The sequence below is a fragment of the Streptomyces sp. TLI_053 genome (genome assembly GCF_900105395.1).
Classification (GTDB): Bacteria; Actinomycetota; Actinomycetes; order Streptomycetales; family Streptomycetaceae; genus Kitasatospora.
Genome location: NZ_LT629775.1, coordinates 2,651,816 through 2,665,574, shown reverse-complemented (window position 1 = coordinate 2,665,574; position 13,759 = coordinate 2,651,816). Strand labels below are relative to the sequence as shown.

Here is a 13,759-nt window from a genome sequence, read left to right as displayed (position 1 = left end):
GGAGACGCGAGAGTAGGCGCATGGACGGGGACACGCTCTTCACGATCGGCGACCTGGCCCGGCGGACCGGGCTGACGGTCAAGACCATCCGGTTCTGGTCGGACTCCGGGATCGTGCCGCCGACCGACCGCAGCCCGGCCGGTTACCGGCTCTACGACCTCGGCGCGCTCGCCCGGCTCGACCTGGTGCGCACCCTGCGCGAACTCGGCCTCGAACTCGCCGCCGTCCGGCGGGTGCTGGACCGCGAGGTCTCGCTGACCGAGGTCGCGGCCGCGCACGCCGACGCGCTGGAGGCGCAGATCCGCGTCCTGCGCCTGCGGCGCGCGGTGCTGCGGGCAGTAGCGAAACGCGACCACTCCACTCCCGAGGAAATGGACCTCATGCACAAGCTCGCAAAGCTCTCCGACGACGAACGCCGCCGCCTGATCACCGACTTCGTCGACGACACCTTCGGCGGGCTGGACGCCAACGCCGAGTTCGTCGACATGATGCGCTCGGCCGTGCCCGAACTCCCCGACGACCCCGCGCCCGAGCAGCTACACGCCTGGATCGAACTCGCCGAACTCACCCAGGACCCGGACTTCCGTGCCGCCGTCCGCCGCATGGCCGAGTACCAGGCGGCCGAACGCGGGCGCGGCGACACGACCGGCCTGCACCACGACCTCACCGAGACCGTGCGCGACGCCGTCGGCCGCGCACTCGACGCCGGCCTCGGCCCGGCCTCGCCCGAGGCCGCCGCCGTCGTCGACACCCTGACGGCCGCCTACGCGCGGACCTTCGACCGGCCCGACGACGCGGACCTGCGGCAGTGGCTGCTGGCCCGCCTCGACATCGCCGCCGACCCGCGTGCCGAGCGTTATTGGCACCTGCTGTCCGTCGTCAACGGCTGGCCCGTCCCACCGAGCCTGGCACCGGTGTTCGGCTGGTTCACCGCCGCCCTGCGCGCCCGCGGCGCGTAGGCGCCGGGTGCCCCCTGCGCAGGAAGTCGGCCCGCCCGACTTCCTGCGCGGGAGCTCCACGGCGAGAGGTGATCTGATGGCCGCATGAGCCTTCCGCCCGACGACGAACCCCCCGAGCACCGGCGCTACCACTCCTACCTCCGCGCGCTGGAGGGCGTCGTGGAGGCGGAGGAGGCCGACCTGTTGAGCGCCGTCCTGCGCGACGACGATCCCGCCATGGCCGAAGCCGCCGTGAACCAGCACCTCGAACGGCGGGCCGCCGAGCTGCTGACCGGTCCCGGGTTCCCGGCCTGGGCCGCTGCGACGGCCGCGGTCGTCGGTGACCGGGACTTCCTCGCCCGTCGGCTGCGCGAGTGGGCCCTGCTCAGGGCCGTCGCCCTGGACGAGCCCTGGACGGACGAGGAACTGCTGACCGCGTCCGACTGGTTCCAGCGCACGGCGGTCACCGCCCGGTTCGTCACCTCCCCCGCCGCCCTGGGCCTGCTCGCGGAGCACGGCCGCACCCGCCGCGTCCGCAACGCGGCGAGCGGCCGGGGCTGACGCCACGAGGCACTCCTGGCTTTCCCGTAGCGGAAAGCCGATGACCTTGCGCCCCGGCCGCCCGAGCGTGAAGCATCAGCTCGACGCCGGAACGAGGAGGAGCAGAGTGCCCCTGCGGAAACTGTCCGGAGACCCGGACTGCAAGAACGGCACGTGCCCGACGCTGTGGGGGACGGAGGACGAAACCGCCTTCCTGGTCCAGGGTTACGTGGTCACCGACGCCGAGCAGCTCGCCCAGATCGGCCTTCCCGAGGGCGAGACCGTCGTCCGCGTGCCCGTCAGCGTATTGGAGGAGTACTTCCGTGCTCGACGGAACTGAATTCGCTCTGCTCTTCGAACGATTCCACCGCACCGCGTTCCGGCTGGAGACGCTGGACCTGTACGACGTCGAGGAGGAGCAGGAGGAGTTCGCGGCCTTCCTCGCGGACGAGCCGATGCCGGCCGAGTGGCACGACAACCCGTGGGTCCGGTCAATGACGGATCTCGGCAAGGCGGTGGCCCGCGTTCACGTCCTCACCTCCCCGCTGACCGACTACCTCCGCTACGAACTCTCCGCCTACCCGGGGAACATCACGGCGGGCGAGACCATCGGGATCATCGACCGCGCCACCCAGCAGGTGACGGGCCTTCCGGAGCACGACTTCTGGCTGTTCGACGACACCGAGGTCTACCGCATGCACTACACGACGGGCGGCAAGTTCCTCGGAGCCGAACGTCTCCCCGCTGAGGCCGCCCCCGAGTACCGCCGCTACCGGGACATCGCCCAGACCCACGCGACCCCGTTCGCCGACTACTGGCGGCAGCTCCCGTCTTGAGTGCTCCCGACGACATCGGAAAGGCCCTGCGAGCCCTGCGTGATGCCTCGGGACTGACCGGGGACGCGGTGGCCCGCAGGGCTTCCATGTCTCCGGGCAAGCTGAGCAAGATCGAGCACGGCAAGGTGCTCCCGAGTGTCCTGGACGTCGATCTCGTCCTCACGGCACTCGGCGTCTCGCGCGCGGCGAAGGAACAGTTCCTGGCACAGGCTCGTTCTGCCGCGACCGAGGAGACCGCCTGGCGGCTCATCCGTCGCACGGGCTTCTGGAAGCATCAGCAGGCGATCCAGGCCGTCGAAGACAGAACCCGGGAACTCAAGCTCTTTCAGGGACAGTTGATTCCAGGGCTGCTCCAGACTCCGGAGTACATCTCGGCGGTCTTCGATCTCTCGCCCGATCTGTCCGAGGAATCGCGGACTCGGACTACCGCCGCACGACTGGCCCGGCAACAGGCGCTTCACGATCCCGGCCGGTCTTTCCATCTCCTCATCTGTGAGCACGTACTCCGGTGGAGGATCTGCGACTCGACCGTCATGGCTGTGCAGTTGGACCGGCTCGTGTCACTCTCCCGGCTCCCCAACGTAGTTCTCGGTCTGCTGCCCCAGGGTGCCCGGATGCCGGATTTCCCCATGACCTGCTTCAGTCTCCACGACGACCGCCTCGTCATCGTCGAGACGTTCCACTCGGAGATCACCACGCGCAATCCCAAGGATCTCGCGACCTACCTGGACACCTTCGAGCGCTTCGCCGCAGTGGCTGTCTACGACGCCAGGATGAGGGCGGCGGTCGAAGCCGTCCGGGACGAGTACCTGCACGACCACGACCACCTCTAGGGAGGGCGGTCCCGCCGGCCGGGGTGGCTCGCGCGGGGGAGGGGGATCGTCCCCGGGGACGATCCCCCGGGTCCCCGGAATCGCCACCGTGGAGTCATGGCGATCAAGGGCAGTGCGGGGGACGTCCGGCCGGGGGCGCGGTGGGGGTACGCGGTCGCGGTGTGGGGGGTGCTGTTCGCGGTGCCCAGCTTCCTCTGGGCGGCGGGGAGTACCTTCGGCGCGCGGTCGACGGTGGCGCCCGAGCTGGTGCGGCTCGCCCAGGACCGGGTGCCGTGGTTCCTGGCCGTCCTGTGGGTGACGGGATTCCTCAAGCTCCTCGGTGCGGCGATCGGTATCGGTCTGACCCGCCTCCAGGGCCGGGTGGCGGGCCGCTTCCTGGAGTTCTGCGGCGGCGGTGCGGCCGTCCTCCTCGTCTGGCACGGCGGCCTCTTCGTCGTTCACGGCATCCTCGTCGAGACCGGTGCCGCCACCGTCGCCCCCGACCTGGCCGGCCTCACCCGTTGGTACCTCTACCTGTGGGGCCCGTGGTTCATCGCCGGTGGCCTGGCCTTCGCTGCCGCGACCGCCCGATACCTCCGCCTCCACGACGACCGCCGCCCCACCCGTCTCCTCGCCACCGCCGGCGCCCTCGGCGCCCTCCTCCTCTCCCTGGCCTCCACGGCCACGGGCCTCGGCTGACGCGCAGGAAGTCGGACCGCCCGACTTCCTGCGCGGCGAGCCGATTTCGCGTTGTCGCACGAAACTGCGCTTGCTGCCGACAGGCGGGAGTCGGGAGCATGAACCGGCATGACGATCGATATTGGCGGTACCCTGCGGGATCTTCGGCAGAGGGCCGGGAAAGAGGCCAAGGCGGTCGCCCGCGGCGCCGCCATGTCGCCCTCCAAGCTGAGCAGGATCGAGACGGGCAAGGCCAAGCCCTCCACCATCGACGTCGAGCGGATCCTCATCGCCATCGGCGTTCCCGACGACGTCCGTGCCGAGCTGGTCGAGACTGCCCGCCGCGCGGCGACCGAGGCCGTGGCCTGGCGCTTCTTCCGGCGAACGGGCTTTCACCACCACCAGGACAGCATCCGGGCCATCGAGGCGGAGACCGAGGTCCAGCGGGTGTTCCAGCCATCCTGCGTTCCCGGTCTCTGCCAGACCCCGGAGTACGTCCGAGCCGTTCTCGCCCCCAAGGGGCTGACTCCTGACGTCCTGGCGCGCACGACCGCCGCTCGGTTGGAACGGCAATCGGTGCTGTTCGACTCCCGGAAGACCTTCCGCTACCTGATCACCGAGTCCGTGCTGCGCTGGCTGATCGTCTCGCCGGCGGAAATGGCGCTGCAGATCGACAGGATCATCACGCTGTCCCGACTTTCGAACGTGCACATCGGTGTTGTTCCGCTCGCGGCAAGGATGACGGAGGTCAGCTCCTCCTCCTTCATCGTCTACGACACTCGGCTGGTCATCGTGGAGATCCCGCACGCCGAGATCTCGACGGGCGATCCCAAGGACGTGGATCTCTATCTCTCCCGCTTCCGGAGGTTCGAACAGGTGGCACTCGACGGCGAGCCGATGCGTTCGATGCTCGCGGTGCTCCGGGACGAGTTCTTGCAGCAACGAGAAAGTTTCTGACGAACCGTCGAATCGACCCCTACCTTGAACCTCGCCCACCGCGATTCGGTGAGCAGAAGGTGAGGGGCACCCATGTCCACCGCAGCACTGCCGGTGCTCGACGGCATCGTCGGCCCGGGAAGTCCGTTCGCGTTCCGGTTCCTGAGCCCGGTCACGGGGACCGGAGGCATCCTCGCCGCCGACCTCGCGTACGACGAGGAGACGCAGACCTGTACCTACGCGGGTCTGCCGCCCGGTGTCTACATGACCAGCAACCCGCCCAAGACCTACGGTCCGACGCAGCCCTCCGGCGAGATGGACGCGCCGGACGATCCCGGAAGCAGCAACGACTGAGATGTCCGTTTCCACAACCGTCCTCGTGCTCACGGGGACGTTCGACCCGACCGCCGATCTGGTGATCGAGGAGCTCAACCGGCGGGCGGTGCCGGTCTTCCGGGCGGACACAGCCTGGTTCCCGTCGAGGCTCGCTGTGGCGGCGGGCCTCGACGGTCCGGCCGGGTGGCACGGGGAGCTGGTGACCGGCCGCCGGGTCCTCGATCCGGCGGCCGTCCGCTCCGTCTACTACCGGCGGCCCACCCCCGCCGAGTTCCCACCCGAAGTCCCCGAAGAGGCGCGGGCGGTGGCGGCCGCCGAAGCCCGGCGGGGCTTCGGCGGCCTGCTGGCGGCGCTCCCGGCCCGGTGGCTGCCGCCGCCGGGCCGGGCGGCCGAGGCCGAGTCGAAGCCGCTGCAACTCCGGGTGGCCGCCGGCTGCGGGCTGCGGGTGCCGCGCACACTGATCACCAACTGCCCTGACCGCGCCCGGGAGTTCGCCGAGCGGATCGGCGGGCCGGTCGTCTACAAGCCGTTCGCCCCGGTCCGGTGGACCGTCGGCGGGCGGTCGGTGGCGGTCTACGCGAGCCTGCTCCGGCCGCAGGACGTCGGTCATCCGTCGATCGCCACCACCGCCCACCTGTTCCAGGAGTGGGTGCCGAAGGCGTACGAGGTCCGGCTCACGGCCGTCGGGCGGCGGCTCTTCGCCGCGGAGATCCACGCGGGCTCGGAGGCGGCCCGAGTCGACTGGCGCAGCGACTACGACAGCCTCGACTACCGGGTGTGCGAGCCGCCCGCCGCAGTAGCAGCAGCGGTACACCGCATGCTGGAGCAACTCGGGCTCCCGTACGGGGCGTTCGATTTCGTGGTGACCCCGGCAGGGGAGTGGGTGTTCCTGGAGGTCAACCCCAACGGGCAGTACGGGTTCGTCGAACAGGCGACGGGGCTGCCCGTCACCGCCGCCATCTGTGACTACTTGGAAGGCACCGATGCATGACCGCAGAACTCGAAGCGAGGATCGGGCTCGCCCGGGAGATCGAGCGGGGCGCGTCCGTCCTCTCCTCCCGGGTGGTCGAGGCCTTCCTCAATGTGCCGAGGCATCCGTTCGTCCCCGCCTTCTACCGGCGCGACGGCGGGACGTACCTGCCGACGCGCGGCCCGGGGGAGGAGTGGCTGCGCGCGGTGTACGCGGACGAGGTGCTGGTCACCGAGGTGGGCGGAGTGCATGCGGAGGAGGCGCCGGACGAAGGGGTCACCGGGGACGCCACCTCGTCCTCCACCGCCCCCGGACTGATGGCGGAGATGCTGGACGCCCTCGACGTCCTGCCCGGGGACCGGGTGTGGGAGATCGGCACGGGCACCGGGTACAACGCCGCGCTGCTCTGCCGCCTCGCGGGCGGGGGGACCGTCACCACCGTCGACCGCACCTCGCGGCTGGTGGACGCGGCCCGGGAGCGGCTGCGCGCGATCGGGTACGAGCCTGCCGTCCTGGGAGCGGACGGCGCGGGCGCGCCACCGGCGGGCGGGCCGTTCGATCGGATCATCGCCACCTGCTCCGTGCGCCGCCTGCCGACGGCCTGGCTGGAGCAGTGCGTGACCGGCGGGGTGATCGTCGTCCCGCTCGGGAACGCCCTCGGCGGCGGCGCCGTCGCCTGCCTCACCAAGCTGCCCGGAGGTGGCGCGGCGGGCCGGTTCCTGCACCGGCCCGCCGCGTTCATGCCGCTGCGGCCGAAAGGAAGTGCGGTGGTTCCAGGACCCCCGGCGCCGGTCGCGGGCCGGCGCCGGAGCAGCGTGGTCGGGGCCCGGGTGCTGGACGACCACGCCTTCTCCTTCTGGGTCGGCCTCGCCCTGTCCCGGAGCGTCGTGCGGGACGGCGGCACGCTGCACGACCCGGCGGACGGCTCGACGGCCGCCGTCCGGGACCACCCGGGCCGCCCGTCGGAGGTGGCCACGAGCGGACCGCGCGACCTCTGGCAGCTCGTGGAGTCCGCCTGGACCGCCTGGCGGCGCCACCACCGGCCCCGCCGTGAGTGGTTCGCCCTCACGGTCGGCCCCGACGGCTCGCACGAGGTCACCTTCACGGTGCCGGACGGCTCGACGGCGTCCTGGCGCCTTTGACCGCCAGGTACCCGCGCAGGAAGTCGGCCCGCCCGACTTCCTGCGCGGCAGGCCGCTACAGGTAGCGGACCTGCGGCGGATGGCCGGTGGAGATGGAGAGCCTGGACTGCTGGATCTGGACGTCGCCGCGGATCAGGACGCCGTACTTCTCGGTCATCTCGACGCTGCCGTTCTGGAAGGCGATCGCGACACCCTGGTCGAAGGTCACCCACTTCTTGAACTCGTTGATGCCGTAGAAGATGATCCGGTCCGGCATGGTGAAGAACAGCCGCTCGCCGTCGTGGTAGAGCTTCATCCCGCCGCTGGCGGTCAGCAGTCCCTTCACCCGCGCCTCGCCCGAGACCCGGGCCTCGACGGTGTGCAGTTCGTTGAGGTCGGCCTTGTCGGCGGTGACGGTGCCGAGGTCGTGGCCGCCGTCGCGCAGGACGCGGACGCCCTCGGCGGGGAACTCGATCCAGCCGTCCGAAGTGCTGCGGCCCTGAACCCACTTGGTGTTGATGCCGTCGACGTCGGCCTTGTCGGCGTGCACGGTGCCCCACCCCTGGCCGCCGTCCTTGCGGATGTCGATGCCGTCCTGGGGGAAGCCGATCCAGCCGTGGCCGCCGTCGCGGTCGCCGACCCACTTGGTGTTCAGGCCGTTCAGGTCCGCCTTGTCGGCGATGACGGTGCCGAGGTCGTGGCCGCCGTCGCGCAGGACGCGGACGCCCTCGGCGGGGAACTCGATCCAGCCGTCCGAAGTGCCGCGGCCCTGCACCCACTTGGTGTTGATGCCGTTCAGGTCCGCCTTGTCGGCGTGCACGGTGCCCCAGTCCTGGCCGCCGTCCTTGCGGACGTCGATGCCGGACTGCGGGAAGCCGATCCAGCCCTTCCCGGCGTCGCGGTCGCCGACCCAGGTGGTGTTGATGCCGTTGACGTCCACCTTCTCCGCGGTGAGGGTGCCGAGGTCCTGGTTGCCGTCCTTGTGGAGGGTGGCGCCGGGCTGGGTGAAGTCGAGCCAGCCCTTTCCGGCGTCGCGGCTGCCCGCCCAGGTGGTGTTGACGCCGTCCGCGTCGACGCGGCCGGCGGTGAGGACGCCGGGGGTGCTGTCGTGGCCGTGGAAGACGTTGACGCCGCGGTCCGGGAAGGTGAGCCAGCCGGCGGTGTCGGTGCGGCCCTGGACCACCCTCGTCGTCACATTGTCGACGTCGGCCTTGTCGGCCGTGATCCGGCCCAGGTCGCCGGCCGGGGTCCGGACGTCCGCGCCGTCGGCGGTCAGGGTCAGCCGGCCCTTGTTCGCGACGCCCTCCACCCACGGGGTGCGGGTCCCGCCCGCGAACTCGGGGACCACCGCGTGCACGGTGGTGGTGAGGAAGTAGCCGCGCTGCGGCCCGCCGCCGGCGGCCTTCGCGACCAGGGTGTAGGTGGTGCCGCGCTTCGGGGCGGCGGTGGTCCAGGAGTACTCCTGGTGGGCGGGAGCGGCTCCCGCCACCGCCGGTTCGCTGTGGACCTCGGTGCCGGTCTGGTCGAGGATCGCGTAGTCGAGGCCGTTGGGGCCGTCCCAGCGGAGCACGAGCTGCTCGCCCGCGTCGGTGTCCAGCAGGGACTTGTCCGGGCGGAAGTTGCGCGGGACGCGCGGGGTCTGCTTCGCCAGCCCGAGGTGGGTGGTGTAGTGGTCCTGCCGCATCGCGAGGTTGTCGTCCCCGCCGCCGGACCGCTCGCGGATCTCCAGCAGGCTCAGGCCGGCGCCCTCGGAGACCGGGATGTTCTCCAGCTTCAGCACCAGCGCGCCGTGGGCGTCCAGGAGCGCGAACTGCCGGGTGGACGGCCGCGCCTGGGAGAGCCGGGCCCGGAAGCAGTTGTTCGCGGCGTCCCAGGTGAACTCCAGCGGGTCGTCCCAGGGGTTGTTGTACGTCCGCTCGATGGTGGCGGTGACCGCCGAAGGGGTGTCGGTCAGGTCGGAGGACTGGGCGAGCAGCGGCAGGGCCACGTCGATGTAGTCCCACTCCACCTGGGCCTGGTGGGTGTTGGAGACGATCAGGTACACCGTCCCCACGGAGGGCTCGTTCGGGAGCGATGCTCGGAGTGATGTCGGATCCGCGACGATCTCGTAGTGCAGCAAGGACGGCACAGTACGGACTCCCTGGCTCGGCGGTGCGCGAGGTGCGGGCTGACGACGGAAGGGATGCCAACAGGCTCCTCGACCGTAGGCACCGCTCGGTCGTCCGGGTGCCACGATTTCCCGGAGCTGGCCCGAACCGGCCGCCGTCTGGCCGGAACGGACACGTGAACTGCGGTGAAACACAAGGTAGTTGGGAGAGTTGAGGCGGACCGGCCGCAGGTGCTCAGAGAGACGGCGCGGCGGCGGGCAGCGGCTTGGCCAGCACCAGTTCGCGGGAGACGCCGTCCGGGAGCAGCTCGCCCGGCTCGCCGGTGTCGGTGAAGCCGCAGCGCTCGTACAGGGCGATGGCGTGCGGGTTGTGCGGCATCACCGCGAGGCGCAGGACGGGGAAGCCCCGTTCGACGGCCCAGCGTTCGATCTCGCCGATCAGCCGGGCCCCGGCGCCCCGGCCCCGGGCCTTCGGGCCGACCCACATCGAGATCAGCTCCGCGTGCCCGTCCGCCGGTACCCCGGTGGCCATCGCGGCGGGTTCGCCGTCCACGAGCGCGACGAGGTCGAGGGCGCCCGGGATCTCCAGCCGGGAGCGCCAGCGCTCCTCCCGGTCGCCCTCGCCCTGCCAGTCGGCGAGGCGGGAGCCGAAGGCGTAGGGGGCTTCGGCCAGGGCGGCGAGGCGCAGCTCGCGGAAGAGCGGCCAGTCGTCGGAGGTCAGGGTGCGGAGTTCGATCATGGCAATGACCATGCACCGTCCCGACCTGCGACGACAAGTGGATTAGCGGGTCCCGCCGGCGGCCTCGCCGCCGGTCCGGCCGGACCGCGCCCGGGCCATCGGGCGGGGCTCGCCGTAGCGCGCCTCGAACTGCGCGTCGTCCAGCGCCGCGAGCTCCTCGGGCGTGGCGCGGCCGCTCAGCAGGTCGGCGAGGAAGGCGGGCAGCGGGGTGGCCCGCATGGCGTCGGTCAGCGGGCCCGGTACGGTGCGGACCTCGGTCTCGACCCGGCCGTCGGGGTGCAGCAGGTAGGTGCGGTAGCCGGGGCCGTCGAGGCGGCGCAGTTCCGTGTCGATGCTCATGAAGCTGGACGGGCACACGTACACCGGCCGCCCCTCGAAGGTGCCGGAGAGGTCGCCGTGCAGATGGCCCGCGCCGATCGCCCGGATCGCCGGGAAGTCGCGGACGAGGAGCGCGAGTTCGCTGTCGCCCTGGGCGGCCGGGGCGGTCTCGGGCAGCGGCGGCTGGTGGAGCCAGAGGAACACGTGCTCCGCCCGGGCGGCGGTGAGGATCGCGCGGGCGCGCGCCGCCTCGACCGGGGTCAGGTTCGGCTGCGAGGCCGCGTGGACCCGGTCCTCGCGGTCGCGGTGGCCGCCGTCGGCCGTGGGCTCGCGGCCGTCGGCGTTGGTGTCCAGGAGCAGCAGCAGCCAGTTCCCGATCCGGACGGCGGGTTCCAGGTGCACATTGGGGCGGGGCAGGCAGGCCTGGAGCGGGTCCTGGCGGTCGTGGTTGCCGGGCAGGCAGTAGACGGGGGCGGGCAGCGGGTCGAGCGCCTCGCCCAGCCGCTCGTACGCGGCAGGCTCGCCGAGGTCGGCCAGGTCGCCGGTGACGACGACCGCGGCGGCCTCCTCGACGGCGCGGGCGGCGTCGGCGAGCACGGCCGCGAGGCCGTCCTCGGGCTCGTGGGCGGTGAACGAGCGGGCGCCGGGGGCGGCGCGGAAGTGGGTGTCGGAGAACTGGACGACGCGGACGACGTGGACGTCGCCGGGGGCGGTGGCGTCCGGGGCGACGGGGCTCGGGGCGGTGGCGTCCGGGGCGGCGGGGCTCGGGGCAGGGTTCGCGGAAGGCGTCATGCGGGCGACGCTAAGGAAGTGGCAGAACTGCCACATGGCAGTCGTGTTAACTTCTGCGGGCCGTTCGCCGACGCCTCTGCCTCCCAGCCGCCCCCGCCCGGCCGTGCCCCGCCCCCGCCCGGCCGTCCCCTGCTCGCCCGGCCGCCCCCCTGCTCGCCCGCCCCCGCCCGTCCGGTCACCCGACGAGCGGCGGGTTCAGCCGGGCGAAGGCCTCCTGACGCCGGTACGGGAAGTAGGGGTACGGCGCGGTGCGCACGCTCGCCGCGTCCAGCCGGGCGACCTGCTCCGCCGTCAGCTCCCAGCCGACCGCGCCGAGGTTCTGGCGCAGCTGCTCCTCGTTGCGGGCGCCGATGATGACGGACGAGACGGTGGGGCGGCGCAGCAGCCAGTTGATCGCCACCTGGGGCACGGTGCGCCCGGTCTCGGCGGCGATCGCGTCCAGCGCGTCCACCACGTCGTACAGCAGCCCGTCCTCGACCGGCGGACCGTAGTCGGCGGTGTCGTGCAGGCGGCTGCCGGGCGGGACCGGGGCGCCGCGGCGGATCCTTCCGGTGAGGCGGCCCCAGCCGAGCGGGCTCCACACCAGGGCGCCGACGCCCTGGTCCCGGCCGAGCGGCATCAGTTCCCACTCGTAGTCGCGGCCGACCAGGGAGTAGTAGACCTGGTGGGCGACGTAGCGGGGGCGGGCGTCGCGGTCGGCGGCGGCGAGGGACTTCATCAGCTGCCAGCCGGAGAAGTTGGACACACCGGTGTAGCGGACCTTGCCGGCCCGGACCAGCTCGTCCAGGGTGCCGAGCACCTCCTCGACCGGGGTGGCGGCGTCGTAGGCGTGCAGCTGGAAGAGGTCGAGGTGGTCGGTGCCGAGGCGGCGCAGGGCGGCGTCGACGGCGGTGGTGAGCCGGGCGCGGGAGGTGCCGGCGTCGTTGGGGCCGTCGCCGGTGGGCAGGCCGGCCTTGGTGGAGATCAGCACCTGGTCGCGGCGGCCCTTGACGGCCCGGCCGAGGACCTCCTCGGAGGCGCCGTCGGAGTAGACGTCGGCGGTGTCGAACAGGGTGACACCGGCGTCGATGGCGATGTCCAGCAGGCGGCGGGCCTCGGTCTCGTCGGTGGTCCCCCAGGCGCCGAACAGGGGGCCGCGGCCGCCGAAGGTGCCGGTGCCGAGGGAGAGTGCGGGGACGCTGAGGCCGGACGCGCCGAGGCGGCGGTACTCCATGGGAGATCTTCCTCTCGCTAACGGGACTGTGATGCCGTTAAGATGTCCCGACCCTAGCACCACTCTCACTGCTAATGGAACAGGAATCCCGTTAATGACGCCCTCGGACATGCAGCGCCCCGGCGGCCGGACCGCCCGCGTCCGCACCGCCGTCCTCAAGGCCGCCGAGGACGCCCTGGTGGAGGCCGGGTTCGCCGGGCTCGACCTCGGCGACGTCGCCCGCCGCGCCGAGGTCGGCCGCACCACCGTCTACCGGCGCTGGGGCTCGGTCGGCGCCCTGCTCGCCGACCTGCTCACCGACATGGCCGAACAGTCCCTCCCGCGCGCCCGCACCGGCTCCCTCGCCGAGGACCTCCGCGGCAACGCCCGCCTGGTCGCCCGCACCCTCGCCGACCCCCGGCAGGGTGCCCTCTTCCGCGCCGTCCTCGTCGCCGCCGCCTGCGACCCCGACGCCGCCGCGGCCCTGCACCGCTTCTACCGCGTCCGGGTGCAGGAGTGGGCCCCGTGTGTCACCGAAGCCGTCGACCGCGGTGAACTCCCGCCCGACACCGACCCCGTCGAGGTCGTCCGCGCCGTCTCGGCGCCCCTCTACTACCGGATGCTCACCACCCCCGACCCCCTCGACGAGGCGGCCGCCGACCGCGCCGCAGCCGCCGCCCTCGCCGCCGCCCGGGCCGGCGCCTTCCGCCGCGTCTGATCCCGCCGGGGTGCGGGGGGAGGGCGGAGCGTTGCGCCAACAACCCTTTTCAAAAGAATTGTTGACGATTCGTCCGCTCCGCACGGGTGCTCTTTGCACGCACGGGCAGACACCTTCTGTCCATGTGCGCAGACCTGCCCTCCGCGTATTCCCGGTGGCCGGGGCATGTCGCAGTATCGGGGCACGTGATCGTCCCAGGGCTGTGGCGATCCGTACCGGATCCGCCGTCAGAAACACCCGGCAGAGGATCATTTGTGCCGGTCATCGGGTGGGTGCGGCCACACCGAAGCGGGCCGGACCGGCGGCACACCGTCACGGGGCGCGGTGATCGCGACTGCCGGGAACAGGATCCGGCCACCGTACGCCTCCGTGAGCGGACCGGCGGCGGCCGGGCCGACCACGACAACGAGAGGCGGCCGCCGGGCAGCCGGCGCCGCCCTGGCGAAAGGAGCCCGACATGCAGGTGAGCGTCGACCGGGACCGTTGCTGCAGCTCCGGACTGTGCGTGACGAACGCCCCCGCGGTCTTCGACCAGGACGACCGGGACGGGCTGGTGAGACTCCGTCAGGTCGTGCTGCTGCCCGAGCAGTTCGACGACGTGAGGACCGCCGCCGAGCTCTGTCCGGGCCTGGCGATCACCGTCACCGGGGACGAGCCCGCGCGGACCGGGGCCTGACGGACCCCGCCGCCGGCCCCGCGGGCCGCCGGGAACCTTCCCGCGCCCCG

Annotated in this window: 16 protein-coding genes; 12 read left to right on the top strand and 4 right to left on the bottom strand. The window is 72.2% G+C overall.

From position 1 onward, the window contains the following. The first annotated feature begins 20 nt into the window (after positions 1-20). The 10 genes from BLU95_RS10550 (at position 21) to BLU95_RS10505 (ending at position 7,188) form a co-directional block, all read left to right on the top strand. Positions 21-959, top strand: coding sequence for a MerR family transcriptional regulator (locus BLU95_RS10550; protein ID WP_093859781.1), 939 nt, complete (start codon positions 21-23; stop codon positions 957-959). 84 nt (positions 960-1,043) lie between these two features. Next, the gene (locus BLU95_RS10545; protein ID WP_093859780.1) at positions 1,044-1,499 is read left to right on the top strand and encodes a hypothetical protein; all 456 of its coding nucleotides are present in this window, start codon (positions 1,044-1,046) and stop codon (positions 1,497-1,499) included. Between the two features lie 106 nt (positions 1,500-1,605). Then, the gene (locus BLU95_RS10540; RefSeq protein ID WP_093864783.1) at positions 1,606-1,818 is read left to right on the top strand and encodes a hypothetical protein; all 213 of its coding nucleotides are present in this window, start codon (positions 1,606-1,608) and stop codon (positions 1,816-1,818) included. Then, positions 1,802-2,314 (top strand): DUF6879 family protein, encoded by a 513-nt coding sequence (locus BLU95_RS10535; protein WP_093859779.1) that lies wholly within the window; start codon positions 1,802-1,804, stop codon positions 2,312-2,314. The genes BLU95_RS10540 and BLU95_RS10535 overlap by 17 nt, the downstream gene beginning before the upstream one ends. Then, entirely contained in the window at positions 2,311-3,147 is an 837-nt protein-coding gene (locus tag BLU95_RS10530) for a helix-turn-helix domain-containing protein (protein WP_231978512.1), read from the top strand. The genes BLU95_RS10535 and BLU95_RS10530 overlap by 4 nt, the downstream gene beginning before the upstream one ends. A gap of 96 nt (positions 3,148-3,243) precedes the next feature. Continuing rightward, on the top strand, positions 3,244-3,825 hold the full coding sequence (locus BLU95_RS10525) for a DUF3995 domain-containing protein (protein ID WP_093859778.1): 582 nt from the start codon (positions 3,244-3,246) through the stop codon (positions 3,823-3,825). Positions 3,826-3,933: 108 nt separating this feature from the next. After that, positions 3,934-4,761: a helix-turn-helix domain-containing protein gene (locus BLU95_RS10520; RefSeq protein WP_093859777.1), complete on the top strand. Its 828-nt coding sequence runs from the start codon at positions 3,934-3,936 to the stop codon at positions 4,759-4,761. 72 nt (positions 4,762-4,833) lie between these two features. Then, positions 4,834-5,094 (top strand): hypothetical protein, encoded by a 261-nt coding sequence (locus BLU95_RS10515; RefSeq protein ID WP_093859776.1) that lies wholly within the window; start codon positions 4,834-4,836, stop codon positions 5,092-5,094. 1 nt (position 5,095) lies between these two features. After that, positions 5,096-6,067 carry an ATP-grasp ribosomal peptide maturase gene (tgmB, locus tag BLU95_RS10510; protein ID WP_093859775.1) on the top strand — a complete coding sequence of 324 codons (972 nt, stop codon included), beginning with the start codon at positions 5,096-5,098 and terminating at the stop codon, positions 6,065-6,067. After that, entirely contained in the window at positions 6,064-7,188 is a 1,125-nt protein-coding gene (locus BLU95_RS10505) for a methyltransferase domain-containing protein (protein WP_093859774.1), read from the top strand. Before tgmB ends, BLU95_RS10505 begins: the two co-directional genes overlap by 4 nt. A gap of 55 nt (positions 7,189-7,243) precedes the next feature. On the opposite strand, the gene BLU95_RS10500 is transcribed toward BLU95_RS10505, so the two are convergent. From BLU95_RS10500 to BLU95_RS10485, 4 genes are all read right to left on the bottom strand, one after another. After that, a complete protein-coding gene (locus tag BLU95_RS10500) occupies positions 7,244-9,295 on the bottom strand; it encodes a hypothetical protein (RefSeq protein WP_159424843.1) in 2,052 nt (683 codons plus the stop codon). A gap of 214 nt (positions 9,296-9,509) precedes the next feature. After that, positions 9,510-10,013, bottom strand: coding sequence for a GNAT family N-acetyltransferase (locus BLU95_RS10495; RefSeq protein ID WP_093859772.1), 504 nt, complete (start codon positions 10,011-10,013; stop codon positions 9,510-9,512). A gap of 42 nt (positions 10,014-10,055) precedes the next feature. After that, positions 10,056-11,123, bottom strand: coding sequence for a metallophosphoesterase (locus BLU95_RS10490; RefSeq protein ID WP_159424842.1), 1,068 nt, complete (start codon positions 11,121-11,123; stop codon positions 10,056-10,058). A 175-nt stretch (positions 11,124-11,298) separates the two neighbouring features. Then, positions 11,299-12,336, bottom strand: coding sequence for an aldo/keto reductase (locus tag BLU95_RS10485; RefSeq protein WP_093859770.1), 1,038 nt, complete (start codon positions 12,334-12,336; stop codon positions 11,299-11,301). A 94-nt stretch (positions 12,337-12,430) separates the two neighbouring features. Here BLU95_RS10485 and BLU95_RS10480 point away from each other — a divergent pair, with 94 nt between their 5' ends. Together BLU95_RS10480 and BLU95_RS10475 are read left to right on the top strand one after the other, a co-directional pair. Further along, complete coding sequence (locus BLU95_RS10480; RefSeq protein WP_173862031.1) at positions 12,431-13,033, top strand: TetR/AcrR family transcriptional regulator; 603 nt, start codon at positions 12,431-12,433, stop codon at positions 13,031-13,033. Between the two features lie 457 nt (positions 13,034-13,490). After that, on the top strand, positions 13,491-13,709 hold the full coding sequence (locus tag BLU95_RS10475) for a ferredoxin (protein WP_093859769.1): 219 nt from the start codon (positions 13,491-13,493) through the stop codon (positions 13,707-13,709). Positions 13,710-13,759 lie beyond the last annotated feature (50 nt).